General features: G+C 36.5%; 25 protein-coding genes and 1 riboswitch. Of the genes, 12 read left to right on the plus strand and 13 right to left on the minus strand.

Annotation, left to right across the window (positions count from 1 at the left end):
• Positions 1 to 148 precede the first annotated feature (148 nt).
• Positions 149 to 1,558 carry an NADP-dependent phosphogluconate dehydrogenase gene (gene gndA, locus Q0874_RS08005; RefSeq protein WP_299161583.1) on the minus strand — a complete coding sequence of 470 codons (1,410 nt, stop codon included), beginning with the start codon at positions 1,556 to 1,558 and terminating at the stop codon, positions 149 to 151.
• Between the two features lie 181 nt (positions 1,559 to 1,739).
• Between gndA and zwf the strand changes: the two genes are divergently transcribed.
• The gene (gene zwf / locus Q0874_RS08010; RefSeq protein ID WP_299161586.1) at positions 1,740 to 3,272 is read left to right on the plus strand and encodes a glucose-6-phosphate dehydrogenase; all 1,533 of its coding nucleotides are present in this window, start codon (positions 1,740 to 1,742) and stop codon (positions 3,270 to 3,272) included.
• Positions 3,273 to 3,281: 9 nt separating this feature from the next.
• Positions 3,282 to 3,992 carry a 6-phosphogluconolactonase gene (gene pgl, locus Q0874_RS08015; RefSeq protein ID WP_299161587.1) on the plus strand — a complete coding sequence of 237 codons (711 nt, stop codon included), beginning with the start codon at positions 3,282 to 3,284 and terminating at the stop codon, positions 3,990 to 3,992.
• 53 nt (positions 3,993 to 4,045) lie between these two features.
• Here the strand turns inward: pgl and Q0874_RS08020 are convergent, their stop codons facing one another.
• The 5 genes from Q0874_RS08020 to Q0874_RS08040 form a co-directional block, all read right to left on the minus strand.
• Positions 4,046 to 4,411, minus strand: coding sequence for a 6-phosphogluconate dehydrogenase (locus tag Q0874_RS08020; RefSeq protein ID WP_299161588.1), 366 nt, complete (start codon positions 4,409 to 4,411; stop codon positions 4,046 to 4,048).
• Between the two features lie 5 nt (positions 4,412 to 4,416).
• Entirely contained in the window at positions 4,417 to 5,754 is a 1,338-nt protein-coding gene (gene rmuC / locus Q0874_RS08025) for a DNA recombination protein RmuC (RefSeq protein WP_299161590.1), read from the minus strand.
• Between the two features lie 63 nt (positions 5,755 to 5,817).
• The gene (locus tag Q0874_RS08030) at positions 5,818 to 6,570 is read right to left on the minus strand and encodes an ABC transporter ATP-binding protein (protein ID WP_299161593.1); all 753 of its coding nucleotides are present in this window, start codon (positions 6,568 to 6,570) and stop codon (positions 5,818 to 5,820) included.
• A gap of 85 nt (positions 6,571 to 6,655) precedes the next feature.
• Positions 6,656 to 7,687, minus strand: a complete 1,032-nt coding sequence (locus Q0874_RS08035) for an iron ABC transporter permease (RefSeq protein WP_299161596.1) — start codon at positions 7,685 to 7,687, stop codon at positions 6,656 to 6,658.
• The gene (locus tag Q0874_RS08040) at positions 7,687 to 8,847 is read right to left on the minus strand and encodes an ABC transporter substrate-binding protein (protein WP_299161598.1); all 1,161 of its coding nucleotides are present in this window, start codon (positions 8,845 to 8,847) and stop codon (positions 7,687 to 7,689) included. The genes Q0874_RS08035 and Q0874_RS08040 overlap by 1 nt, the downstream gene beginning before the upstream one ends.
• Positions 8,848 to 9,049: 202 nt before the next feature.
• A riboswitch (cobalamin riboswitch) is annotated at positions 9,050 to 9,275 on the plus strand.
• A gap of 148 nt (positions 9,276 to 9,423) precedes the next feature.
• Between Q0874_RS08040 and Q0874_RS08045 the strand changes: the two genes are divergently transcribed.
• Complete coding sequence (locus Q0874_RS08045) at positions 9,424 to 11,211, plus strand: TonB-dependent receptor plug domain-containing protein (RefSeq protein WP_367275417.1); 1,788 nt, start codon at positions 9,424 to 9,426, stop codon at positions 11,209 to 11,211.
• Positions 11,212 to 11,218: 7 nt separating this feature from the next.
• Here the strand turns inward: Q0874_RS08045 and Q0874_RS08050 are convergent, their stop codons facing one another.
• Positions 11,219 to 12,694: a S41 family peptidase gene (locus Q0874_RS08050; RefSeq protein ID WP_299161604.1), complete on the minus strand. Its 1,476-nt coding sequence runs from the start codon at positions 12,692 to 12,694 to the stop codon at positions 11,219 to 11,221.
• 236 nt (positions 12,695 to 12,930) lie between these two features.
• Here Q0874_RS08050 and Q0874_RS08055 point away from each other — a divergent pair, with 236 nt between their 5' ends.
• The 5 genes from Q0874_RS08055 to Q0874_RS08075 all read left to right on the plus strand — a co-directional run bounded on the left by Q0874_RS08055 (position 12,931) and on the right by Q0874_RS08075 (position 16,017).
• A complete protein-coding gene (locus tag Q0874_RS08055) occupies positions 12,931 to 13,440 on the plus strand; it encodes a sigma-70 family RNA polymerase sigma factor (protein WP_299161723.1) in 510 nt (169 codons plus the stop codon).
• Positions 13,427 to 13,846: a hypothetical protein gene (locus Q0874_RS08060; RefSeq protein WP_299161606.1), complete on the plus strand. Its 420-nt coding sequence runs from the start codon at positions 13,427 to 13,429 to the stop codon at positions 13,844 to 13,846. The genes Q0874_RS08055 and Q0874_RS08060 overlap by 14 nt, the downstream gene beginning before the upstream one ends.
• 10 nt (positions 13,847 to 13,856) lie before the next feature.
• Complete coding sequence (locus Q0874_RS08065) at positions 13,857 to 14,411, plus strand: DUF4252 domain-containing protein (RefSeq protein WP_299161609.1); 555 nt, start codon at positions 13,857 to 13,859, stop codon at positions 14,409 to 14,411.
• 95 nt (positions 14,412 to 14,506) lie between these two features.
• Positions 14,507 to 15,046, plus strand: coding sequence for a DUF4252 domain-containing protein (locus tag Q0874_RS08070; protein ID WP_299161611.1), 540 nt, complete (start codon positions 14,507 to 14,509; stop codon positions 15,044 to 15,046).
• A gap of 158 nt (positions 15,047 to 15,204) precedes the next feature.
• Positions 15,205 to 16,017 carry a mechanosensitive ion channel domain-containing protein gene (locus Q0874_RS08075; protein ID WP_299161613.1) on the plus strand — a complete coding sequence of 271 codons (813 nt, stop codon included), beginning with the start codon at positions 15,205 to 15,207 and terminating at the stop codon, positions 16,015 to 16,017.
• 66 nt (positions 16,018 to 16,083) lie between these two features.
• On the opposite strand, the gene purB is transcribed toward Q0874_RS08075, so the two are convergent.
• Positions 16,084 to 17,427, minus strand: coding sequence for an adenylosuccinate lyase (gene purB / locus Q0874_RS08080; protein ID WP_299161616.1), 1,344 nt, complete (start codon positions 17,425 to 17,427; stop codon positions 16,084 to 16,086).
• A gap of 144 nt (positions 17,428 to 17,571) precedes the next feature.
• Entirely contained in the window at positions 17,572 to 18,132 is a 561-nt protein-coding gene (locus Q0874_RS08085; protein ID WP_299161619.1) for an adenylosuccinate lyase, read from the minus strand.
• Positions 18,133 to 18,169: 37 nt separating this feature from the next.
• On the opposite strand from Q0874_RS08085, the gene Q0874_RS08090 reads away from it, so the two are divergent.
• On the plus strand, positions 18,170 to 18,643 hold the full coding sequence (locus Q0874_RS08090) for a heme-binding domain-containing protein (protein ID WP_299161622.1): 474 nt from the start codon (positions 18,170 to 18,172) through the stop codon (positions 18,641 to 18,643).
• On the opposite strand, the gene Q0874_RS08095 is transcribed toward Q0874_RS08090, so the two are convergent.
• The gene (locus tag Q0874_RS08095) at positions 18,606 to 19,301 is read right to left on the minus strand and encodes an NAD-dependent deacylase (protein ID WP_299161625.1); all 696 of its coding nucleotides are present in this window, start codon (positions 19,299 to 19,301) and stop codon (positions 18,606 to 18,608) included. The two genes, Q0874_RS08090 and Q0874_RS08095, sit on opposite strands and share 38 nt — an antisense overlap.
• A gap of 45 nt (positions 19,302 to 19,346) precedes the next feature.
• Between Q0874_RS08095 and Q0874_RS08100 the strand changes: the two genes are divergently transcribed.
• The 3 genes from Q0874_RS08100 to Q0874_RS08110 are packed head-to-tail and all read left to right on the plus strand — an operon-like array spanning position 19,347 to position 20,959.
• Positions 19,347 to 20,003, plus strand: a complete 657-nt coding sequence (locus Q0874_RS08100; RefSeq protein ID WP_299161628.1) for an RNA methyltransferase — start codon at positions 19,347 to 19,349, stop codon at positions 20,001 to 20,003.
• Positions 20,004 to 20,044: 41 nt separating this feature from the next.
• Positions 20,045 to 20,572, plus strand: a complete 528-nt coding sequence (locus Q0874_RS08105; protein ID WP_299161630.1) for an SRPBCC family protein — start codon at positions 20,045 to 20,047, stop codon at positions 20,570 to 20,572.
• A gap of 9 nt (positions 20,573 to 20,581) precedes the next feature.
• The gene (locus Q0874_RS08110) at positions 20,582 to 20,959 is read left to right on the plus strand and encodes a VOC family protein (protein ID WP_299161633.1); all 378 of its coding nucleotides are present in this window, start codon (positions 20,582 to 20,584) and stop codon (positions 20,957 to 20,959) included.
• A gap of 9 nt (positions 20,960 to 20,968) precedes the next feature.
• On the opposite strand, the gene Q0874_RS08115 is transcribed toward Q0874_RS08110, so the two are convergent.
• The 3 genes from Q0874_RS08115 to Q0874_RS08125 all read right to left on the minus strand — a co-directional run bounded on the left by Q0874_RS08115 (position 20,969) and on the right by Q0874_RS08125 (position 24,457).
• A complete protein-coding gene (locus Q0874_RS08115; protein WP_299161635.1) occupies positions 20,969 to 21,781 on the minus strand; it encodes a metallophosphoesterase in 813 nt (270 codons plus the stop codon).
• 72 nt (positions 21,782 to 21,853) lie between these two features.
• Positions 21,854 to 23,545: an alpha-amylase family glycosyl hydrolase gene (locus Q0874_RS08120; RefSeq protein WP_299161637.1), complete on the minus strand. Its 1,692-nt coding sequence runs from the start codon at positions 23,543 to 23,545 to the stop codon at positions 21,854 to 21,856.
• 132 nt (positions 23,546 to 23,677) lie between these two features.
• Positions 23,678 to 24,457, minus strand: a complete 780-nt coding sequence (locus Q0874_RS08125) for a carboxypeptidase-like regulatory domain-containing protein (RefSeq protein ID WP_299161639.1) — start codon at positions 24,455 to 24,457, stop codon at positions 23,678 to 23,680.
• Positions 24,458 to 24,487 lie beyond the last annotated feature (30 nt).

Consider the following 24,487-nt stretch of genomic DNA (forward strand, 5'->3'; position numbering starts at 1 on the left):
TTGCGCTAGTATTATTTTTATTTTTTCAATTGCAAAGCTACAGGATATGCTGGTTAGTTGTATTATCTTTTTCACAAGTTATAGAATGATTTTTTCTTTTTATCAACTACCTGCTGTATTTTTTGAATACGTTATGGGTTTCATAAATTTAGCTCCAATCGGTATGGAAAATACCCTCTCTGTCGGTTCGTTCGTAGGTGTGTGATCCGAAATAATCTCGCTGAGCCTGTACAAGATTTAAAGGCAGTCGCTCAGAGGTATAAGCATCAAAATAACTAAGTGAGTTAAAAAGCCCTGGCATAGGAATACCATTCTCTGCTGCATAAGCCACCAGTTCTCTTGCTGCTCCTACAGAATCCTGTATTTTTAATACAAATGAAGGTGCCAAAAGAAGATTTGCTAAATCCTTGTCTTCCTCAAACGCTTTCGCAATATCTTCGAGTAACGATGCCCTGATAATACATCCGGCCCTCCAAATTTTGGCTATACTTGCCAGTCTAAGCTCATAACCATATTCTCTGGAAGCTTCTCTTAATTGATGCATTCCTTGTGCATACGTAATTATAAATGCAAAAAACATAGCTTTTTCCGCTTTTTCAATAAGTATTTGCTTTTTTTCCAGGTCGATTGTCCTCCGTTCATACTTTTTTGACGCTAATACTCTTTCTTGTTTTAATGCTGAAATCTCTCGCATGCTAACTGCAATATCTATTGTAGGAATCGGAATTCCAATATCCATTGCATTTTGAGAAGTCCATTTACCCGTCCCTTTTTGCTTGGCTTTATCTAAAATTTTATCTACTAACTGACCTTGACCCAAATTATCTTTTTTCTCAAATATTTTTGCACTTATCTCCACCAAAAAAGACTGCAAGTCTCCTTTATTCCATTCAGTGTAGACTTTATGTAGTTCATTGTTGTTTAACTGTCCTCCCTTTTGCAACAGATCATAAAATTCTGAGGTTAATTGCATTAATCCATATTCTATTCCATTGTGCACCATTTTCACATAATTCCCCGCAGATTTAGGACCCATATAGGCTACACAAGGTTCATTATTAAATTTGGCTGCCACTGCTTCAAAAATAGGCTGTACTTCCTTGTATGCAGCTCTGGAGCCACCAGGCATAATGCTAGGGCCCTTTCTTGCCCCTTCTGCTCCACCGGAAACACCTGCACCAAAAAAATGAATTCCTTTAGATTGCAAATATGCTTCTCTTCTATCTGTATCCGTAAAAAAAGAATTTCCTCCGTCAATTATAATATCATCTGGTGACAAATAGGGAAGCAAACTTTCAATCACAGCATCTACAATCTTTCCTGCAGGCACCAGTAACATAATTTTGCGGGGTAGCGATAGGGAAGTAACAAAAGAACTAATGTCACCAGATGCATTTACCCTCGCTTTATCTCCTCCTTCTTTTATCAATGCACTCACCTTTTCGGGATCAAGGTCATAACCAAAAGCTGTATAATCGTGGTCTGCGACATTTAAAATAAAATTGCGACCCATAACCCCAAGGCCGACCAGTCCAAAATCATATGTAGTATTTTGCATAAGTGTGGTTTTAAATGTTTATTCGACTTAGGATGGATACCGTAAATTTCTTCTAATGGAGAATTAAATAAATTATATCTTAGCCAGAGGCGAGATTCAAAAATAATTTAAAATATCGAATTTAGTGTCTGTCTGCATTTTCTTCCAAAGTAGAATGACTAATTAATTAACTAAACTGTCTATGAGCAAAGTGGAAAATCAAATGCTAATAATTTTTGGTGCTTCAGGTGATCTTACTTCAAGAAAGCTTATTCCGGCGTTGTTTGATCTTTATAAGGGAAACCATCTTGCCGAAAACTTTGTCGTTTTGGGTACCAGCAGAAGTGTTTTAAGTGATCAGGAATTTAGAGAGAAGGTTGTTACCAAAAGCAAATATTTAAAGGAAATGCTTACTAATCATGACGAAGCCTATATAAAGGCCTTTGCTAATAAAATCTTTTATACAGATATTGGAAAGGATTACAATTCTGACTACAGCAGACTAAAAGAACGCATCTCCTCACTTAATGAAAAGCATGGTACGGAAAACAATTATATGTTCTATTTGTCGACTCCTCCAAATATTTATGAGACCATTGCCATGAATCTCGCAGAACAGGGATTAGCAGATGAGACGCAGGGCTGGAAAAGGATTATCGTAGAAAAACCATTTGGTTATAGCTACGAAACCGCTAAGAATCTAAATACAGGACTACAAAAATATTTTAGGGAACCACAGATTTACAGGATAGATCACTACCTGGGTAAAGAAACAGTACAAAACCTTTTAATAACCAGATTTGCAAACAGCATATTTGAGCCTTTATGGAACCGAAATTATATTCATCATGTTGAGATAACCAATGCGGAAACGGTGGGAGTAGAAAAAAGAGGTGGTTATTATGATAAATCAGGTGCATTACGGGATATGTTCCAGAATCATCTTTTGCAAATTATCTCATTGGTCGTGATGGAACCACCTATTGATGATAAAGCGGAAGAAATAAGGAATGAGAAAGTTAAAGCCCTGAAGTCTCTGAGGATTATGAGAGATGAGGAAACACTCTTTAAAAATACTATTAAGGGGCAATATTTAGCATCGGATATTATGGGCGAAAGGGTGCCTGGCTATAGAGAAGAAAAAGGAGTAGATCCTGAATCTACGACAGAAACCTATGCGGCATTAAAATTTTACATCGATAACTGGCGGTGGAAAGATGTGCCTTTTTACGTGAGAACGGCAAAAAGAATGCCTACAAAAGTTACTGAAGTAGTGATACACTTTAAATCCCCTCATCATCATATATTTAGTGAATCAGGAATTATAGATAAAGACAATAAGTTGATTATACGAATACAACCGGATGAAGGTATTTTAATAAAATTTGGAGTTAAGGTACCGGGGCAAGGTTTTAAGGTTGAACGAGCTAATCTTGAATTTTACTATTCCGGCCTAACAGAAACCAATGTAATGAGTGCTTATGAACGACTCTTGTTGGATGCAATGCAAGGAGATCCAACCTTATATGCACGTGCAGATGAAGTGGAGGCAGCCTGGGAGTTTGTGGATCCAATTTTAGAATACTGGAAGAACGGGAAAGATGTTAAAACCTATGGCTATTCCTCGGGAGTCTGGGGTCCTCAAAATGCCGACGAACTTTTTGATGGTCTTTATAGCTGGCGGAATCCTGGGGAAAACCTTGCAGATGATCCTGGTTTCTGCGTAATATGTTAAAACCAAAGGATGGAAGTCAATATAGCAGAATCAAAAAAGCAAACAGCGAGATTATTTTCAGAATACTTTAGTAATCTTATCGCTAAAAATACTATTTCACATATTGCCTTGTCCGGTGGGAGCACTCCAAAGGAGGTTTTTAAGGAGTTGGCAGAACATTTTAAAAATAAGATAGATTGGTCTAAAGTTCAATTCTATTGGGGTGACGAACGCTGCGTTCCGCCCGATGATGAGGAAAGCAACTATAAAATGGCTAATGAGTATTTATTTTCTAAAATAGAACTTCCTTTAGGTAACATAGAACGTATTAAGGGTGAGAATGAACCAGTAGAAGAAGCAACAAGATATTCTGATCTATTGGGAAAAAACCTGCCAAAATTCAATATGCAGCCACAATTTGATCTCGTTATCCTTGGACTTGGAGATGATGGACATACTGCTTCTATATTTCCAAACCAGATCAACTTATGGAATTCTAAAGCGTACTGTGAGGTTGCAGAACACCCTGAAACGGGGCAGAAACGAGTGACTCTTACCGGTAATATTATAAATAATGCCAAAGAGGTGGCGTTTTTGGTAACAGGTGAAAATAAGGCCCAAAAGGTATTTGAGATAATTGACAGGAAAGGAAACTATAATACTTATCCTGCTTCTCTTGTTGAGCCCGGGTCAGGTGGTCTAAACTGGTTTTTGGATGCAGATGCTGCAAAATTTCTTTAACCAAGTTGATTTTTAAATTGGACTAAAGTCAAGAACAAACCTTGGTAAAGAATTTAGTTTTTAAAATGCGGTGATTTTTCAAGTTTCACCTCGGTAATGAAATATTTTGTATCACCCCACCAGGCAAATGTAGTATAACGTTCCTCATAATTGAGTTTAACATAGGCGCCCTGATATTCTTTCAGCTTATCTATTACATCTTTCTTTTTATTGGACACGGAAAATTTAAATATTTGGGCACCTGAAATACCCTGGCTTAACTCGCCTTCCCATGTTTTCATAACTACACCTTTATGACTAATTTTTATGAGCTCTCCAGATCGGACACCTTCACTGTAGGGCACATAATAGACAAAAGCAAAGAAAGAGGCAAAAGCCAAAATTATAACGGTAACTGCAATGAATAAAGCTTTTTTCATGTATACTAATTTAGTTTTTCATCAAAATCATCTTGCTGGGCTCGCTCAAGATATTTTTCCGGTAGAGATTTTTTCGCTTTAGCCCCCATTTTTTTTAATTTTTCAATACTTGTTATGATGTTCCCTCGACCTTCTACCAATTTATTCATGGCACCCTTATACTCAAACTTTGCCTCATCCATTTTTTTGCCCACTTTGGTTAGATCTGAAATAAACCCTTCAAATTTATCATATAAAGCTCCCGCCTGCCTTGCTATTTCAATGGCATTTCTTTGCTGCTTCTCATTGTTCCACATGCTATCAATTGTGCGAAGTGTTGCCAATAAAGTGGAAGGTGTAACAATAACTATATTTTGCTCAAAAGCTTTATTGTAAATGGAGTTATCATTGTTTATTGCAATTGCGAAAGCAGGTTCAATAGGAATAAACATCAGAACAAAGTCCGGGCTTTCCATTTCATAAAGATCTTCGTATTTTTTTGAAGACAACTGGTCCACATGGCTCTTTATAGAACCTATATGTTCCTTTAAATACTTTTCCTGAAATTCCTCTTCGGCATTTATATAACGTTCATAGGCCGTAAGTGATACCTTGGAATCCACAACCATTTTTTTGCCATCAGGAAGATTAATTATTACGTCGGGTAATACCCTGCTGCCATCTTCCCTGGTGAAACTTTGCTGAACTGAATATTCCCTGTCTTTTTCAAGGCCTGATTTTTCGAGAACTCTTTCCAGCACTAATTCCCCCCAATTCCCTTGCATTTTGCTGTCGCCCTTTAAAGCCTTAGTAAGGTTTTCTGCTTCCTGTGTAATTTTTAGATTTTGGCTTTGCAGATTTAATAATTGCTCTTTGAGGGAAGAGTGGATACTAATATTTTCTTTTTGACTCTTCTCAACTTTGTCTTCAAACGTTTTAATTTTTTCCTTTAAGGGATTAAGAATATTTTCAATATTTTCTTTATTCTGCTTGGTGAATTTCTCAGACTTTACGTCTAGTATTCTATTAGCCAAATTTTCAAATTCTTTGGTAAACTTTTCCTGAAGTTTTTCTACATCTGCCTTCTGCTCTGTATTTTTTTGTTGCAGGTTTTCCATTTCGGCTTCATATCGGCTGATCTGAAACCCTAATTGTTCCTTTTGCGATCGTAATTCATTAGTCTCTTCAATACCTAATGCTAACCTTTTCTCCATTTCTGTAAGGTTATTCCTTAGCTGTTGCTCACGTTCTAAAAGGGTGCTGTTACTCGATTTAGTTTTAAGATTTTGGATGTAGTTACCTAAAAAATAACCGGCCACCAAAAAAACCAAGGCAAGTATAGTATAAACCAAATAGGTTTCCATAGATTTTTGATTCTGTTAAGTAAAGATAATTGTTTAACATTAAATTTTCAGTTGTAACATAACTTACTTATTAATCTTAAATGAACCTGATTCCGGGTTAAAAGTAATGGTGTCTTTGGGGAATAAATCCTCAAAGCTTTTGCTTTCGATAAGTTCACAGGGAGCCCCAAAAGTATTATTCGTCTTATTCATAATAACTATTTTATCACAAAGCTGGATAGCCAGGTCTATTTCGTGGGTGGTATAAAGAACCACCTTATTAGTGTCATGAGCAATTCTTTGTAATAGTTTTAATATGTGCACTTTATGATAGAGATCCAGATGTGTGGTAGGCTCATCTAAAAGTATAATTTCGGTATCCTGGGCCAATGCCCTGGCTATCATGACCTTTTGCAATTGCCCATCGCTAAGTTCATAACATTTACTATTCTTCAAACTCTCCAATTCTAAAATTTCAATAGCGTTTAGGATTTTTGATTGATCTTCAGCAGATAAAGTCCCAATCCAGTTGGTATAAGGGTGTCTTCCTAAACTAATAAGTTGAGATACCGTCAGATTTTTTGATGCAATTGGTTCCGTAAGTACTATACTCACAAGGGATGCGAGCTCATCTGACCTTAAAGATTCTATGGGTTTATTGTTTATGATTACTGAACCGGATAATTTGGGCTGTAATCGTCCCAAAGTTCGCAATAGTGTTGACTTGCCAATGCCGTTTATGCCAACAATTGCCCCGAGCTCACCTTTTGTCAGTCCAAAACTAATATGGTTAGCTACATCTGTTTGTTTTTTACCTGAAGTATATCCAATGGCCAACTTCTGGGCTTCTAAGATGAAATTCTCAGCTTCTAAGATGATATGTTTATTCTTTGTCGAAATGATTGAGGGTTTTTATAAGTGATTAAAATATCATTTTCTTTTTTCGTACCAATAGCCATATGACGACAGGTGCACCTACAACCGAAGTAATAGCGTTTAATGGCAATACATAGGAGGATGAGGGTAATTGAGCAATCAAATCACAAAGTAACAGAAGTATGGCACCGTAAACAAGTACTGCAGGCACCAATATTTTATGATCTGTGGTATTAAAAATTTGACGGGTTAAGTGAGGTACCGCAAGCCCAATAAAAGCAATAGGACCTGCAAAAGCTGTTACAGCACCTGCGAGTAAACCTGTCGCAATAATAATTATGAAACGAGTTTTCTTTAAGTGTACACCAAGACTAAGGGCATAATTTTCTCCCAGCAATAAGGCGTTGAGTGATTTGATGGAAATTACACTCAATATAATACCTGCAAGTATAAATACAGTTAAGACAGCCAGTTGTAACCCCGATAAATTTCCTACACTTCCAAATGCCCAAAAGATATATTGCTGCAGTCTTTCGGCATCAGTGAAATAAGAAAGGACACTTACAAGGGCAGCTGTGATACTGCCGAACATTAATCCAATAATAAGCAGCGCCATGGTATCCTTTACTCTTGAAGCTACTGTAATTACAGCTAAAAGAACTAAAAAACTTCCTATACTTGAAGCAATCGCCAGGGAAACGTCATTGATTACTTCAAAAATAAACCAATGAGAAAATAGCGCAGACCCCATGATTAAAAGTGCCGCCCCCAAACTTGCACCTGAGCTTATTCCCAGTACAAAAGGGCCCGCTAATGGGTTTCTAAAAAGAGTCTGCATTAACAAACCACTTAAGGACAGGCCGCTACCCACCAAAATAGCGGTAAAGGCCTTTGGTATCCTGTAATTCCATATTATGTATTGCCAGGATTCGTTTTCAACTGTTCCTCCAAAAAGACTCTTCAAAGTCTCATTAAACGGAATGGCTACAGATCCAAGACTCAGGTTAAGTACAAAGCAAAAAAGTAAAACCAAAAATAAGATTAGAAAAGGAAACAGGTATGTATTTGATCTTTGCACTACTGTAAGGGTTTAAAAAAGAAAAGTTGGTGTCCGGGAAGTAATTCGGGATGAAAAATGTATATAAGGTCTTTTAAAATCAAATCGGGCCTGGCAGGGCCCATTTCATAAAACAACAAACCTCCGGTCGCTCCCTTTGTATTTGCAAAAGTGTAGATCTTTTTTTCTTTATAAGCTTTAAACTGGCTATAATGCCTGCTTGCCTCATCCAATTCATTGTAGGCTATAAATTGAGAAGGAGATACCCAAAATGAGGCATTACCTGCTTTTGCAAGCACGCTTTCTACACTTAATGAAAGACTTCCCGTCACATCTGTGTCGCTCCATAAATAATCTGCATTGGCGTCATTAATAAAGCTGGCAGCCCAACTTTTCCCACCTGGGAGATACCATACATCTTTATAAAGGGCACCGCTAAGTACTGTCGGTTTGTTGGCTGCCTTCATTGCTAAATCCTTGGCGGCCAAATAATTTGATTCGGTAGTTTTAAATATGTCTTCAGCCTTTTCCTCCAAACTAAAGAAAGGTGCAAAGAATTTAATCCACTCAGCCTTGCCCAAAGGTGTTTCTTCTGTCCAATCCCCATTGTAAACAAGCGGAATATTTGAACGCTCAAGAGTTTCATAGGCCTTATTCTGATTATTTATACTGAAACCTATTATTAGATCAGGATTAAGGTTGATGGCCATTTCAGTATTAATTGACTCGTTATTCCCCAAATCTGTTATTTTTCCCTTATCTATAATTTCCCTGGTAATTTCTGAAGAAATATACCTCGTATCAGGAAAACCTACGAGCTTGTCAATAACTCCCAGATTCTCCAAAGCTGGTATATGCGTTGTAGAGGTGGCAATAATTCGTTCCACTGGAACATTTATAATTGCATCAAAATCTTTTTTGTTTGGATACGGTACTATTTTAAGTTTTTTGGGCACTAAAGCGTAGGTAAAACCATCCTCTGCACCTGGCCAGGGAGAAAACACCTTGATTATGGTAATTCCCGAAGCACATTTCTCGATGGAGAATCCTTTAGCGTAATTGATGGCAACCAAATTCCTATTTAAAGTTTCGGGCAAAGAGATCTCACTTTTCTCTTTACATGAGACATGGGCCAGAATCAGACTAAGTAATGCTATATATTTAATTGCGAATGAATTCATAAACACTTCCGCAAGGTAACAAAAGTCACATTTCTAAAATTGTTTACTTTCTAAATTTGTTAAAAATTCTCATATGGGAAGAGATTCTAATATCATAGTATATATCATAGGAGGAATTGTAATACTTCACTTTATTATAGGAATTCTCTGGCTGATCATAAAACTGGGAAGGAAAAGTAACTCTGACTAGAGAAATAATGCTACTTTAGCTTCGAAATTTGGTTTTCACTTCTTTATATAGAAATGAAATTAAAAGGGAATCCGGTTAAAATCCGGAACTGTTCCCGCAACTGTAAGCTTAGTTCCTTCATAAGGAATGCTTGTTACCACTTCAATACCACTGTTTGTGTTCATTTATGTTGAACATCCACGGGAAGGTTGGTGGCAAGACGCAAGTCAGGAGACCTGCCCAATTCAACAAACAATGTTAAACTTTCGGGATAAAAGTTTACGTATAGGAACATCTGTACAATTTCCCCGAAAAATTATTTGACTTTAATGATAAAAAGGGGTTCTCTTTTTTGCATTCTTTGCCTATTGTTAACAACGGTTTCTGCCCAGAACCAAAGGGATACAATGGAGTTACAGACATTAGATGAGGTGGTGGTCAGTGATTCCAAATTTCCTATAAAAAGGGAAAACTCTGGTAAAACGGTTATTAAGATTGGCCTTAAAGAACTGGAAAACAACCAGGGAAAAACTGTAGCAGAGATAATTAATTCCAAAAGTGGCATTGAAATAAACGGGAGCAGGGGCAGGCAAGGCGAGGTATTGGGTGTTTTTGCAAGAGGTGGCAGGGGCAGGCAGGTTTTGATCCTGATTGACGGGATAAGAGTTTCTGACCCTTCATCTTTCTCTCAGGAGTATGATCTTAGATTGCTTGCCGCCTCGAATATAGAATCAATTGAAATCATTAAAGGAGCTGCTAGTACGCTGTATGGAATGAGTGCGGCTACTGCCGTGATCAATATAACAAGCAAAAAGGTCTCGGATAAAAAAATAAGCGGTGATTTTCAATCCAGTATTGGGACGAACCAAACTTCATTCGACCAGAATTATAACATTGCAGATTTTAGCAACACCGCCTCGATTGCAGGTACTCTTGAGAGTTTTACTTATTCTCTGGGCTTTTCCAATGTATATACAAATGGTTTATCATCAATTATTACCGAAGCTAATGAGGAAGACCCTTTTTCAAGATATAATATTGATCTAAAACTGGGGTATGCATTTAATGATAAAATAAATCTTACTATTTACGCCAATCAAACTAATTTGAACAGCGCTTATGATGAATCTTTTGGCCTAATTGATGCTCCCTACAACTTTCTTACAGAGCAAAAACGTTTGGGTTTATCTTCCAAATGGTCTTATGATAAGGGCGATTTAAATTTAAACGGTTCATTTACAAACTATAAGTCAGATAACAGGAGTGCATTTCCTTCTATGTTTGAAGGGAATAATTATGTAGTTGACCTGTTTAACAGATATACCTTTGACCATCGCATTTATACGATTTTAGGGGTTAACTATAATCTTGATAGAGCTGAAGCTGAAGGAACTCAGGAATTTTCACTGATAGATCCTTATGCAAATTTGGTTTATGTTTCACCTTTTGGGATTAATATAAATGCCGGGCTGCGACTTAATCTTCATTCGGAATATGGTTCACACCTGGTATATAATATTAATCCATCTTATTCATTTGGAATAGATGAGGGCTATTTAAAATTTATGGGTTCCTATGCCACCTCTTATATCACACCTTCGCTGAGCCAGTTATTTGGCATGTTTGGGGCGAATCCATTGTTGGAGCCGGAAACTAACAAGACTGCTGAAGGAGGTCTGGAATATAAAGCAAATAATTCATTAAGGTTAAGTGCTTTGTATTTTAATAGAAAAGAAGACAATTTTGTATTTTTTGATAATACGCTATCTCAATATTTTAATGCTTCAAATACTATTAAAGTACAGGGTTTTGAGGCCGAATTAGCTTGGGTACCTCTTAAAAAAATGAATTTGACTGCAAACTACACTTTTACCGAGAGAAAAGGAGATAGTGCCATAAGAATCCCTAAGCATAGTTTTAATGCAGCTTTGAGCTATAGCTTTTCAGCCAGGACCTATACATCACTTTCGTATTCTTACATAGGGAAAAGACTGGATACGGATTTTAATACATTTGATGATGAGGTTCTCGATCCTTTTTCAACCTTTGGGTTTTATATTTCACGGGAAGTATTGGCAAACAAACTAAAATTCTTTTTAAACGCAGAAAATGTGTTTAATACCAATTTTACCGAGGTAATAGGATTTACAACAAGAGGGCGGAACCTCAGATTGGGGTTGAGTTTAAAACTTTAAGCTTTGATTATTTCAAATCAAGATTTAGATGAAGTGGCTTATCCAGTACCATATTGTCCTTCATTGGTAAAAACATTTTAGAACTTGTAAAAAGCTCAACAGGCGTCTTTACTGTAAAATCTCTTTTCCCAGAAATCCCTGTAATTGATTCAATTGCTCTGGCCAGTAATGGTTCACTAGCATCCCCCAGGACTCCCAGGTTTTCTAAATCCTCCTTTAGTTCAATATCCGGGGCAAATCCTTCGGTATAATCGAAGAAGCCCACAGAATTTTCATTTCTTCCTACTAATGGTTGAATGGCCCAGCTATTATCGGGGTTAATCTTACTTTCTCTGGATGGAGTATAAATAAATGGAGCCCCATCCCGGTTGGGATCATCTACCATAGTAAGAGAAAATTCATTTTTACCACGGGTGGTAGTACCTATTTTGATAACTTCGATATAAGGATTTAAGGCATTAATTACCAATTCACTAGCTGAGGCCGAACTCCCGGTTGTTAATACATAAACCTTGTTTAAATTTAAGGTGTTTATTTCGGTACCTGCCCCTGTTCTGTCTGCAAAATAGTCAGTTAAATCCTCGTCAGAAAAAACCTCCTGTAATTTGTCATTCCAGCGTTGTCTGATATATACATTATTGGTATTGGTACTAAAAACCATGCTTGATAGTAATCGGGAAGAATTTACAGAACCCCCCGGATTATAGCGCAAGTCAAGCACCAAATCTGTAACCCCATCAGTCTTTAATTGTCCGAAGGCGTCATTCAACACTTCATCAAACTCGTTTGTAAAGCCATTATACATCAGATAGCCTATTTTTTGGCCATTTATATCAAAAGACTTTACAATAAACACCGGGTTTTCCACCAATCCGTCCTGTTTGGTTAATTCTACACTTTTATCGTTGGGAGTTATTATTCCATCTGAGATATCCGCCATATTTAATGTGTAGGTCGCATTTTCGCCAAATAAAAGATCTCTGTAATTACTTTCGTTTAAACTTTGGCCATCTACACCTGTAAATAATTCTCCCCGGGAGATGTCTTTTGTAGAAGCATCGGAATTAGCAACAATATAGCGCACATATCCAAAGATATCCGTATCATTATCACCATATAAAAATAATCCAAACTCCAAACCATTACTGCGCGAAATTCCCGATAAATTGTCTGTTAGAGTTTTATAATTGTCACTATAAAAACTAAAGCGATCTTCAGTATACCGAAGTTTATTATCGAAAAAATCGGCAGGATCCGCTTCTGAGACTAAAAATGCACTATACTCCTCATTGGTAGTAAATCTATCATCCGCCAGGTCAGCTACATCCGCTTGCCAGAAATACCAGATATTCATGGCCTTCCACATAAAATCCTGAACACTTACTGAGTCACCTCCGGGGCCGCTTACACCTATGTCATCATCTTTACTGCAGGAAATACTTAGGGAGACAATTCCCAAAAATAAAAGAAGAAACTTTTTCATCTAATTTTTTTTTGCAATTTACGCAGTTCATACAAATATCATTCCAATTTTAATAATCATTAACACTATTGCCTCCCTAGTGAACGAATGATATGTTCTATAAATTAGTAGCTTTAAAGGGTGCAAATTACTTACATCTGCAGGAAAATAAAATTTTTTGTAACAAAATTCGATGTACTTCGTCTTGCTTATGTAAAACACCTTGAATGGTTCATACAATAACAGATCAACCGACAATGACACAATCAGAATTTTTAAATGTGGTTATGCCTTTTAAGGATAAGTTATACAGATTATCAAAAAGATTGCTCATTTCTGCAGAAGAGGCGGAAGATGCCACTCAGGAGGTACTGATGAAATTGTGGTCCAAGAATAGTAATATTGCGAATTACAAAAATGTTGAAGCTTTTGCAATGACAATGACCAAGAACTTTTGCCTGGACAGGTTAAAGTCGAAACAATCTAGTAACCTGAAACTGGTTCATAGCAATTACGAAGATGGGAACACTTCATTGCAAAAACAACTGGAGGCAAGAGACAGCGTAAGTTGGGTAGAAAAAATTATGGAGGAATTACCCGAACAACAAAAATTGGTATTGCAATTGCGAGACGTTGAGGAATACGATTTTAAAGAAATTGCAGATTTACTGGAAATGCAACCTACAGCAGTAAGAGTAGCACTTTCCAGAGCAAGAAAAACAGTTAGAGACAAGTTAATGCAAAAACATAGTTATGGAATTGGATAGAATTGAAAAATTATTGGAAAAGTACTTCGAGGCTACTACCACGGTGGCGGAGGAGAAACAATTGAGGGACTATTTTTCACAGGATTCGGTTGAACCGCATCTGGAACAATACACACCAATGTTTACTTACTTTTCCAAAGCCAAAGACGAACGGTTTACTAAGCAGGTTCCATTAAAACCTAAGGTATCTTACCACAAATGGATTTCTATTGCAGCAGTAGCAGTTATAGCCTTTGGAATATATTTCGGTAATGATTACCGGGAACAAAAGGAAGCAGAGTATGCCTATAATGAAACAAAGAAGGCATTAAACCTGTTGGCACAGAATTTGGAACGTGGTACCGAAAAAGTAGCCTATTTAAATGAATTTGAACAAACAAAACAAAAAATTTACAACAACAATTAAAATTTAAAAGATGAAAAAGTATATTCTAATAGCAGCAATGGCAGTTTTACCGCTTAGTGGTTTCTCACAGTCTATTTTTGATAAATTTGAGGATTCAGATGCGGTAAGTTCTGTAGTGGTTAATAAAAACATGTTTAACCTTTTGGTTAAGATGGATGTAGATGTGGATGATCCGGAAGCTCAGGATTTTATGAATATTGCAAAAAGCCTAAGTGGTCTTAAAGTATTCATTACTGAAGACAAAGCAGTTTCTGCAGATATGCAGGCAACTGTTAATAAGTATCTTAAATCTTCTTCTTTGGAAGAATTGATGAGGGTAAAGGACAAAGAAACCAATGTTAAGTTCTATGTGAAAAACGGCAAAGACGAAGATCATGTAAGCGAACTATTAATGTTTGTCACCGGTATCGATAATACAGATATGGAAATAAATGACAGAAAGATTGAAACTGTTCTTCTTACATTGACCGGGGATATTGATCTTACCAAAATTGGTTCACTTACAAAAAAGATGAATTTACCGGAAGAATTAAACAAAGCAGAGAAAAAGGACAAATCAGAATAGTAGATCAGGAAAGTGTTAATTAACCGCCTTAGAAGGCGGTTAATTACCATTACCAATGGTTTTGATAAATTATAAAAATCTAAAAAATCTAAAAAATGAAAAAACTTATAACAGTTATTGCAGGAATTGCCCTCCTGGTGCTTTCCGCCTGTTCTTCCCATCAGAGTCTCCAGGAATATTATGTGGATAATTCGGAAAACCCAAATTTCATTTCGTTGGATGTTCCAACAAGCATACTAAATTTGGAGAATGAGGATTTATCAGAAACACAAAAACAAGCATTACAATCCTTAAAGAAATTGAATTTATTAGCTTTTAAGAAGACGAGCGAAAATGGAGCCGAATATGAAGTAGAAAAAGCAAAAGTAAATGCTATTTTAAAGAATGATAATTTTGTTGAACTCATGAAATTGAATTCTGAGTACGGAAAGGGTGTTATTAAATATCTGGGTGATGAAGATGCAATAGATGAGGTAATTATTTACGGAAGCAGCGATGACAAAGGTTTTGCTCTCATTCGGGTCCTGGGTAAGGATATGAACCCCGCTTATATTATTCAACTTATGAATGCAATACAAAAATCTGATTATACAGGCGAAGGACTTGGTGAAATAGGCCAATTTCTTAAAGGATAACTTAAATATTTTCAATAAATAAAACCCGCGCGGAATCAATCCGGGCGGGTTTTTTTGTTATCAAAATGTAAAATATGTTTAAAAGTGTTTATTCGATTTAAATTTCTCTGGGCTATTTTATATCTTCCTGATCTAAATAACGTTAAAAATTGATCACTATGGAAAACGCAGAAATTTGGATTGAAAAAGGAATTGACTTCATTATTACTTACGGACCCAAACTAATTGGAGCGATACTCATTTTTGTAATTGGTTCCTGGGTAATAAATAAGATAATCGGGGCTTCCAGAAATGCGATGTCTAAAAGTAAGTATGATGAGTCTTTACAGAGGTTTCTTTTAAATCTTGCTTCCTGGGCTTTAAAAATATTTCTGATTATTATAGTTATCTCTCAATTAGGGGTAAATGTAACCACCTTTGCTGCTGTACTTGCTGCCGCCGGTTTGGCTGTCGGGCTCGCTTTGCAGGGATCCTTATCAAACTTTGCCGGGGGTGTTTTAATCATGATTTTCAGGCCATATAAAATAGGTGATTTAATAGAGGCACAGGGAGTACTGGGTGCCGTTAAAGAAATTGAGATTTTCACCACAAAACTTATTACACCCCAAAACAAATTAGCGATTGTTCCTAATGGTGCTATGGCCAATGGTAATATCATTAATTACACGGCTGAAGGTAAAATAAGAGTAGATATTGAAATTGGAATAGATTATGGTGCAGATATAAAAAAGACGAAAGAGGTATTAATGAGCGTCCTTACTGCCAATGAAAAGGTGCTAAAGGAACCTGCGCCTTCAGTAAATGTATCTGAATTGGCTGACAGTTCTATAAATTTTGCCGTAAGACCCTTCGCTAAACCAGAGGATTACTGGGATGTATATTTTAGAACAGTAGAGGGTTGTAAAGTTGCGCTGGATAAAGCCGGAATAGAAATACCTTACCCGCATTTACAAATATTAAAAAAGGAATAGCACTAACTAATATTGAAGTTATATTAAATGCACTATAACATAGAACTGGTTATATAAAAGTCGTTTTTAAATACCGGTATAATTACTGGGGCTAATATTTTTTAATTCGGTCTTAATTTCTTCTTTTATTTCCAATTGATCAATAAATTCAGCAATCGATTTTTTTGTAATACTTTCATTGGTCCTGGTGAGACCTTTTAGTGCCTCATAAGGATTGGGGTACCCTTCTCTCCTGAGGATGGTTTGTATAGCTTCAGCGACTACTGCCCAATTGTCCTCCAGATCTTTTTCAAATTTAACTTTATTCAGCAGTAATTTATTTAGTCCTTTAATAGTAGCCTTAAAGGCAATTAAGGTATGCGCAAACGGAACTCCCACGTTACGAAGTACCGTGCTGTCTGTTAGATCGCGCTGCATGCGTGAAATAGGTAACTTCGAAGATAAATGTTCAAAAATGGCATTGGCAATCCCTAAATTACCTTCGGAATTTTCAAAGTCTATTGGATTTACTTTATGGGGCATCGCTGAAGAACCTACTTCTCCTTCGGTTATTTTTTGCTTAAAATAATCCATGGAAACGTAAGTCCACATATCCCGATTCAGGTCAATTACTATGGTGTTGATACGTTTAAGAGTGTCAAATAAAGCAGCCATATGATCATAATGCTCAATTTGAGTGGTAGGGAAGGAATGAGATAATCCCAACTTATTCTGGACAAACTTTTGTCCGAAATTTTGCCAATCTATATCTGGGTAAGCCACTTTATGGGCATTATAATTTCCGGTGGCTCCACCAAATTTTGCTGCACTTGGAATGTCATTCAGAAGGTTAAACTGTTCCTCGAGGCGCACCACAAAAACATTGATTTCTTTACCCAAACGCGTTGGTGATGCGGGCTGTCCATGAGTTCGGGCCAGCATAGGTACATCTTCCCAATTTTTGACTAATGTCTTTAGAACTGCTGTAAATTCCATAAACAGAGGAACATATACCTCATTCATAGCTTCTTTGATGGAATAGGGTATGGCTGTATTGTTAATATCCTGAGAGGTAAGTCCAAAATGGATAAATTCCTTATTTTTTTCGAGCCCCAGTGCATCGAACTTATCCTTAATAAAATACTCCACTGCTTTAACATCATGGTTTGTGGTTCGTTCAATTTCCTTAATGGCCAAAGCATCATCCACACTAAAGTTTTCATAAATATTACGGAGGGAATTGACCTTATCCTGAGATAATTTTGGGAGTTGTGGCAGGTCTAATTCACAGAGCGCTATGAAGTATTCAATTTCAACCATAACCCTGTACTTAATTAATGCTTCTTCCGAAAAGAAATTTGCAAGGGAATCGACTTTGGATCTATATCTGCCGTCAATGGGAGAAATGGCGTTTAATTGATTTAACGACATGGGCTTTAGGATTTATTAAATTTTTTGAAAGATGTAAAGATACTTATATGCTTGGGAGATTAAAAGGATATTGGGAGGATAGTTAAAATTTTTGAGGCGAGTTGTGCAATTTATTTATGCCTCCCTTTTTAGGTTTTTGTTTTTCTATTTGATTAAGGCAAGAATTTGTCTGGCCCTTGCTTTATAGGCAGGGCTTCCCAGGCTGTAATTTTGCTCTAAAATCATACGGAGTTCGGGTCTGATCCATTCAAATTTGTCACCCAATAAATAAAGGCTCGTCATAGAGTAGGCTTTAGCAGCTACTTTATGTTCCCCTATGAGCCAATCAAAACACGATGTAGTTATTTTTTCCAGGTGATATTCCTTTAATTTCAACTGAACTTCATTTTTTGATTTGGTAAAAAAAGCCTTCATAAGAAGTTCGCAAATTTTAGCCACTGGCCTTACAGACGAATCTAATTGCACTTTAGAGATGCCCAAAGTAAAAGCATCAATATGAGTTAGTATTAATTGGATGTTTTTTTTGGCGACAAATTCTAAAATCCAGCAGGCTTTTGATGAAATTTCCACATTATCCTCAAATGCAATTTCTAATAGGGGTGAAATTAAATGTGGATTATCAAGCACTATTTGGGTTACTTCAATGCGTTTATCCCTGGTGCCGTTTACATAATTTAATGATTTGAATAATTCAGATTTGGTCACAAAAGTTTGTATTTTGGTCAGACAAAAGTACCCCCAAATGAAAGTAATAAAAAAAATAGCAAAATTGCTATTACTTCTTTTTGTTGCCATCCAATTTTTCAGACCGGAAAAGAATATCAATCAGGGCAATCATTTAGCCGGTTTTATAAATGAAACCAATCCTCCTGAAAATGTTAAAACCATTTTGACTCATAGTTGTTATGATTGTCACAGTAACAATACAGAATATCCATGGTACAACAATATTGCACCAGTTTCGTGGTGGCTTTCAGCCCATATCAAAGATGCTAAAGCAGCTCTAAATTTGTCTGATTGGGATAATTACAACAAAGGGCAAAAGGATCGAAAATTAGAAGAAATAATTGAGGTTACTGAAAAAGGAGAAATGCCTCTAAAGGAATACCATTGGATGCACCAAGAATCCGGACTCTCTAAGGAACAAGGTGAAGCTGTTCTCGAATGGGCAAGGCGCACTAAAACTCTTTATGGACTAGGTCCTTTACCAAGGTAGGAACTCCTTTTGCTGCAGTAGATTGAATAATTGTGAGATTTTCAAAATCTATAGCATTTATACTTGGTTTTGGATCTACAAAATAAATAGGTATGCCCTGTCTTGCGTAATTCAAAAGCCCCGCTGCCGGATATACCTGCATTGATGTTCCAATAATAATAAGAATATCTGCCGTTACAGTAATTTGTGCAGCTTCATATAATAGTGGAACTTCCTCGCCAAACCAAACAATATGAGGACGCAATTGATATCCTTTTGAGCAAGTCTCACCCAGGTTTAGATCATTTTTCCAATCCAAAACCAATGTTTCATCACCAGTACTGCGAACTTTTAACAGTTCACCATGAAGATGGAGAACATGAGAACTGCCCGCACGCTCATGCAAATCATCTATATTCTGTGTTATAATGGTGACATTGAAATGCTGTTCAAGTTCCACCAGCATTTTATGCCCTGCATTAGGGACCACTTCTAACAACTGCCTTCTCCTTTGGTTGTAAAAATCCAATACTAAGGCAGGGTCTCTGGCAAAACCGTAGGGGGAGGCAACTTCCATCACGTCGTGTCCCTCCCAAAGTCCGCCCGCATCACGGAAAGTTTTAAGTCCGCTATCTGCGCTCATTCCGGCTCCTGTAAGTATAACAATTTTTTTTTGCATTATTTTAGGTCTCTTATAAAGATACATTTTTCTTAAATTAGAGTGATGATAGATCTTGATCTGCTTTCCTATTTGGAAACTTATATTACACCAGAACGCCTAAAACGATTCAATGAAGTTTTAAGGGAGCGCACCAATTATATTACTGTGGCTATTGAGGATGTTTTTCAAATGCATAATACAAGCGCAGTAATTAGGAGTTGTGACGTTTTTGGTATTCAGAACGCACATATCATTGAAGACCGATTTGGACAACGTCTCGACAAAAATATAGCAATGGGAGCTCAAAAATGGGTTGATATAGAAAGATATACTACTGTAGAATCCTGTATAGGTAATTTGAGAAGCGATGGTTACAAGATTATTGCTACCACTCCTAATAACAATTCCACATTGCTGGAGGATTTTAAATTGGAGGATAAAGTGGCTTTGTTTTTTGGGACCGAAAAAGAAGGATTAAGCCCTGAGGTTTTAGAGCAAGCTGATGGTTATTTAAAAATACCTATGTGTGGATTTTCGGAGAGTCTCAACATCTCCGTTTCTGCGGCCATTATATTGTATAATTTAACACTACAACTTAAGAGATCAAAATTACCTTGGCGTCTAACCGAAGGCGAAATTTTAGAAAAACGGTTCGATTGGACTAAAAAATCTATTAAAAGTATTGATGAAATTGTAGAGAGGTATAGGATAGAAAATTAAATTTCTTTATATTTAAAGGTAACCAATTAACTGATAAACAAATGACTACAATATTATATATACTCGCGGGCATAGTTTTTCTAGTTATAATTTTAGCTTTGATTGCACCTAAAAATTATGATGTTAGCAGAAGTATAAAAGTGCAGCAATCTGTTCCGGTCGTATTCGAATATCTTAAATATTTGAAAAATCAGGATAATTGGAGTCCATGGGGTAAAAGAGATCCAAATATGAAGAAAGAATTTGAAGGTACCGATGGTGAAATAGGCGCTACCAGCAAATGGGAAGGAAACAAGGATGTTGGTAGTGGCGAACAGGAGATAAAGCGAATCGTTGAAAATAAAGTAATAGAAAGTGAGTTACGTTTTCTAAAACCCTGGAAGTCACAATCAGATGCATATTTAAGGGTAAAAGAAACAGGTGAAGGGGAGACAGAAGTTACCTGGGGTTTTTCAGGCAAGAATAAGTTCCCTGTAAGCATTATGATGCTTTTTATGAATATGGATAAGGCCGTTGGCAAAGATTTTGAAGAAGGTTTAGTGAGTTTAAAAGACATTTTGGAAAAATAACTTAGCATTATGGAGCACAATATGGTAGGATGGTTCGAAATACCAGTGGAAGATATGGAACGGGCCAGAAAATTTTATGAGGAAGTTTTTGATATTTCAATTTCTGTTCATGATTTAGGCGGAATCATCATGGGTTGGTTCCCTGGGGTCCAGAGCAAAACAGGTAGTTCGGGATCTTTAGTTAAACATGAGATGTATATTCCAAGTGACACTGCTGGTCCGCTTCTTTATTTTTCGTGTAAAGACCTCGCCGTGGAACTGGCCAGAGTAACTAATGCCGGAGGCACTATAATTCAACAAAAAAAAGAGATAGGAGGGGGGCATGGTTTTATGGCGCTCCTAACAGATACGGAAGGCAATAGGATAGCACTTCACTCCTTAAAATAAATATTTTAACTAAACATAAAATATAGTAGCTTCTGCTCTGGATCCCATTCGGATGGGAATATATTTTGTGCCAATGCCCTTGGAGACATACATTCTGATATCATTGAGTTTGTACCATCCTCTTAAGAATCTGCCGCTGCCGCCTGGCTTATAAAATGCTTTCCCAAGAAATGTTATTTGCCCGCCATGAGTATGACCAGACAATATGAGCTTAATATTTACTTTTTGAATTTCATTTAGAATAGCTATTTCATCACTGTACTCAGGACAATGATTCAGTACAATGGCTTCTTCAGTACTATCATATTCTGTTAAGGCATTTGTGAAATCGGGATTACCTCCAATAAAGTCATCAATACCAATGATAGCAAGATTTCTGTTAGCCGTTGAGAATTTTAAACTTTCATTAATAAGTAATTGGCCATTATGCTTCTTAATTAAAGCTCTGAAAGAATTTATGTCTACTTTCCCTGCATATTCCTTGTTTCCCATTATTACCACTTTAGGTATTTCTTTGCTGATAAGATCTAAAAATTGATTTAAAACGGGTAACCCCTTATTGTTGTTGACGGAATCTCCGGTAATGCAAATTAGGTCCGGTAACTCTTGGTTAATTTTATTGGCAATAGCCTTATGGAAAGATTTTAATTTATTTATATGAAGATCAGTTATTTGAACGATTTTTATTTTACTATCCGAATTGGAGAGATCATAGGTCGTCCATTGAATTACATATTTCTCGAACCAAAAAATGTCAAAAAGGAATAACCCCAGCAGGGCAAAAAAGGACCTAATGATAAAATTTCTCCTGTTCATCTTCATAAAAAACCCTGAATTAGAAGCATAAATCCTTTGGATTCCAAATATTGATTATGCTTTTTTTAAGAACTCCAATTAATCTGCTAATTCCAGGAGTGCTATATCATTATCATTTTCCAGGATTACCTTTCCATTTTTCACTTCAACATAAGTTTCGGAATAGGTGTCAAAAAGTTTTGTTCCGTCTCCAAAAAACCCTTTAACCCAAAGTGATTTTTTACCTTTGGGTAAATCTAGCCCTACCACGACCTTGTCCTTGAAATTTTCATTAATATAAGTTCTGCTGAAAACATAGGGTTTTTTACTTAGGCGCTTATGCCTTCCGGCCCCTATAGCAGGATGATTAGCTCGAAAACTTCCCAATTTCTGCCAGTGAGTTAGAATATTCTTAGTTACTTGTAGACTATCAATTTCTTCCCAATTCATAAATGATCTTAAAGTAGCATCCCCTTCTGTGTTTTCAATAGTAAGATCCCGCGCAGATTCATCTCCGTAATAAATCTGTGAAGTTCCCGGGGTTAGGAAAAGCACGTTTGCCGTATAATACGGTCTCTTCCTGTCTTTGTCAAAGGGTTCAGCATCATCATGTGAAGTCAGATAATTAAGTACACCTTTGTTTTTTAAGTCAGAGTTCAGGATACGATTGTATTTTTTAAATATTGTCTCGTAAGACTTTTTAGCATCATTTTTTAGTTCAAAGTTTATCAGACTTTCAAAGCCATATTCAAAATAATCAACCTTCTTATCACCAAAATCGAATTCTCTGCCTGTAGAAATTTCGTAGCCGTAAGCTTCACCAACCATATAAAAGGGTGTGTTATCCAAAACATCTTCGGGATGCTTTTTTTTCCAGGTTTCAAATGCTTTGGAAGCTTCTACATATAATTCTAACCATGTTTTTTCATCGGCATGTTTAGCTGTATCTACCCTGAAACCGTCAATACCCAAATCGTTAACATAGTCTGTTAACCATTTAATGATATAAAACCTGGGAGCACGGGGGTATCCCGTTCTTTGAAAAAAGAGTTGAAGTTCATCCAACTCATTACTAAGTCTGCCCTCATCCTTCCATTTTGCCAGTAATGCATCCGGTAGTTCAACCGCTTCATCAGATTCTGTGTAAATATCAGGCAAGTTCGCAACCAAAGTACAACTTGTTGTAGTCTCATAATTCGTATGTTCACAAACAGGGGTTGTTCTTACCCAATCTTCCGGCCATACCGGATCTTGCTCGGTTACCGGCCCCGTATGGTTAATTACTACATCCATCAAAATCCTTATATTATTTTTATGGGCTGTTTTCACCAGATTTTCAAGATCTTTTTTAGTGCCGAAATTAGGATCCAGGGCGGTCCAATCCTTGGCCCAGTACCCGTGATAGGCATATGTATTCCCCGTTCCTTCATCTGTATCGCCATGGATTTGTTCCACTACTGGTGTAAACCAAATAGCATTGACTCCTAATTTTGAAAAGTAACCTTCTTTAATTTTGTCTGTGATACCCTGAATATCCCCACCCATAAAGCCTCTTAAAGGAGCCGTTTCGTTTGTACGGTCGAAATTCAGATCATTTTCGGGATTACCGTTATTGAACCTGTCTGTTAATAAAAAATAGATATTAGCACCCTGCCAGACAAATGGAATTTTTTTCTGAACTATTTGAGTACTGTCTTTAGCTGTGGAAACTGGAGTTTGGGGTTCATTTTTTTCGACTTTGCAAGTCAAAAAAAGTGCAGAAACTGCAATTGCAATAAGCAGTTTTTTCATGTTCATAGATTTTGTCTAAAGCTATAAAATGAATGCGGAAAAAGAAAATTTATTTCGAAGGCCCTTAATTTGTTTCATAAGGCTATTCTTACATCAATTTTTTATATTGTTAAAGAGCTCTTAACTACTAAGTTACTTTTTTCTGTTAAGCACTTTGAATTCTTCATAACAACTGCTAATTGCATCCAATATTTGTAAATCATTGGCTGTTTTTATAAAGGAGGTTGAATAATTACAATTAGAAAGTATATCATTAATATCAAATTCATCAATTTGCAATAATTCTTTAAGTGTTTCCCGATCAAATTTGGAGGCAAGGAGATCCCTGATATCATCGTCATCTTTTATCTGCCTTAACTTTTTCATCTGGTTAGGTTGTTTTCCAAATAAATTTCTAAGAAGATCCGCTGGATTAAGAATGGAACCTAAAACCTTAGTTACTGCACTTGGATTTTTACTTCCGGCCTCATAGCTGGTGGGTAATCCTGAGATGCTGTATTGATATGAAGTATTAATAGGCAGGTTTTTTACATCAATTTCAAGATAGCCGGTTAATTCGTATGGTTTAACAACCACTTCTTCCAAGGCATAAGCGAGTTCCGTCAGTGCAATCTTGGTGTTTTTAAACTTAAACATATCATTCGTAACACGAATTTTCTGCGATTTAAAGCCTAAATATGAGAAGTAAAGCGTATCGTTAACGGAAGCTTTCATAGAAAATTCACCCTTGGAGTTGGTTATAGTACCAACAACCTTGTTGAGGTTTATTACATGAACACTTTCCAAAGGGTTATTGGATTGCGCGTTAATAACTACTGCCTGAAATTCTTCTTCTTTCTGCTCAGCTTCACTTTCCTGTGATATCCCGGCAAAACTGATTAATGAAAACAAGCACAATAAATACTTCCTCATTTAGTGCAATGCTAATTTATAATACGAATA

The organism is uncultured Eudoraea sp., from assembly GCF_947490415.1.
In the GTDB taxonomy this organism is placed as follows: domain Bacteria; phylum Bacteroidota; class Bacteroidia; order Flavobacteriales; family Flavobacteriaceae; genus Eudoraea.

Excerpts from the sequence above, each read along its gene's own strand:
- gndA (WP_299161583.1), bottom strand. The coding sequence starts at position 1,558 with ATGCAAAATACTACATATGATTTTGGACTGGTCGGCCTTGGGGTTATG.
- zwf (WP_299161586.1), top strand. The coding sequence starts at position 1,740 with ATGAGCAAAGTGGAAAATCAAATGCTAATAATTTTTGGTGCTTCAGGT.
- pgl (WP_299161587.1), top strand. The coding sequence starts at position 3,282 with ATGGAAGTCAATATAGCAGAATCAAAAAAGCAAACAGCGAGATTATTT.
- Q0874_RS08020 (WP_299161588.1), bottom strand. The coding sequence starts at position 4,411 with ATGAAAAAAGCTTTATTCATTGCAGTTACCGTTATAATTTTGGCTTTT.
- rmuC (WP_299161590.1), bottom strand. The coding sequence starts at position 5,754 with ATGGAAACCTATTTGGTTTATACTATACTTGCCTTGGTTTTTTTGGTG.
- Q0874_RS08040 (WP_299161598.1), bottom strand. The coding sequence starts at position 8,847 with ATGAATTCATTCGCAATTAAATATATAGCATTACTTAGTCTGATTCTG.
- Q0874_RS08045 (WP_367275417.1), top strand. The coding sequence starts at position 9,424 with ATGGAGTTACAGACATTAGATGAGGTGGTGGTCAGTGATTCCAAATTT.
- Q0874_RS08050 (WP_299161604.1), bottom strand. The coding sequence starts at position 12,694 with ATGAAAAAGTTTCTTCTTTTATTTTTGGGAATTGTCTCCCTAAGTATT.
- Q0874_RS08055 (WP_299161723.1), top strand. The coding sequence starts at position 12,931 with ATGACACAATCAGAATTTTTAAATGTGGTTATGCCTTTTAAGGATAAG.
- Q0874_RS08060 (WP_299161606.1), top strand. The coding sequence starts at position 13,427 with ATGGAATTGGATAGAATTGAAAAATTATTGGAAAAGTACTTCGAGGCT.
- Q0874_RS08065 (WP_299161609.1), top strand. The coding sequence starts at position 13,857 with ATGAAAAAGTATATTCTAATAGCAGCAATGGCAGTTTTACCGCTTAGT.
- Q0874_RS08070 (WP_299161611.1), top strand. The coding sequence starts at position 14,507 with ATGAAAAAACTTATAACAGTTATTGCAGGAATTGCCCTCCTGGTGCTT.
- Q0874_RS08075 (WP_299161613.1), top strand. The coding sequence starts at position 15,205 with ATGGAAAACGCAGAAATTTGGATTGAAAAAGGAATTGACTTCATTATT.
- purB (WP_299161616.1), bottom strand. The coding sequence starts at position 17,427 with ATGTCGTTAAATCAATTAAACGCCATTTCTCCCATTGACGGCAGATAT.
- Q0874_RS08090 (WP_299161622.1), top strand. The coding sequence starts at position 18,170 with ATGAAAGTAATAAAAAAAATAGCAAAATTGCTATTACTTCTTTTTGTT.
- Q0874_RS08095 (WP_299161625.1), bottom strand. The coding sequence starts at position 19,301 with ATGCAAAAAAAAATTGTTATACTTACAGGAGCCGGAATGAGCGCAGAT.
- Q0874_RS08100 (WP_299161628.1), top strand. The coding sequence starts at position 19,347 with ATGATAGATCTTGATCTGCTTTCCTATTTGGAAACTTATATTACACCA.
- Q0874_RS08105 (WP_299161630.1), top strand. The coding sequence starts at position 20,045 with ATGACTACAATATTATATATACTCGCGGGCATAGTTTTTCTAGTTATA.
- Q0874_RS08110 (WP_299161633.1), top strand. The coding sequence starts at position 20,582 with ATGGAGCACAATATGGTAGGATGGTTCGAAATACCAGTGGAAGATATG.
- Q0874_RS08115 (WP_299161635.1), bottom strand. The coding sequence starts at position 21,781 with ATGAAGATGAACAGGAGAAATTTTATCATTAGGTCCTTTTTTGCCCTG.
- Q0874_RS08120 (WP_299161637.1), bottom strand. The coding sequence starts at position 23,545 with ATGAAAAAACTGCTTATTGCAATTGCAGTTTCTGCACTTTTTTTGACT.
- Q0874_RS08125 (WP_299161639.1), bottom strand. The coding sequence starts at position 24,457 with ATGAGGAAGTATTTATTGTGCTTGTTTTCATTAATCAGTTTTGCCGGG.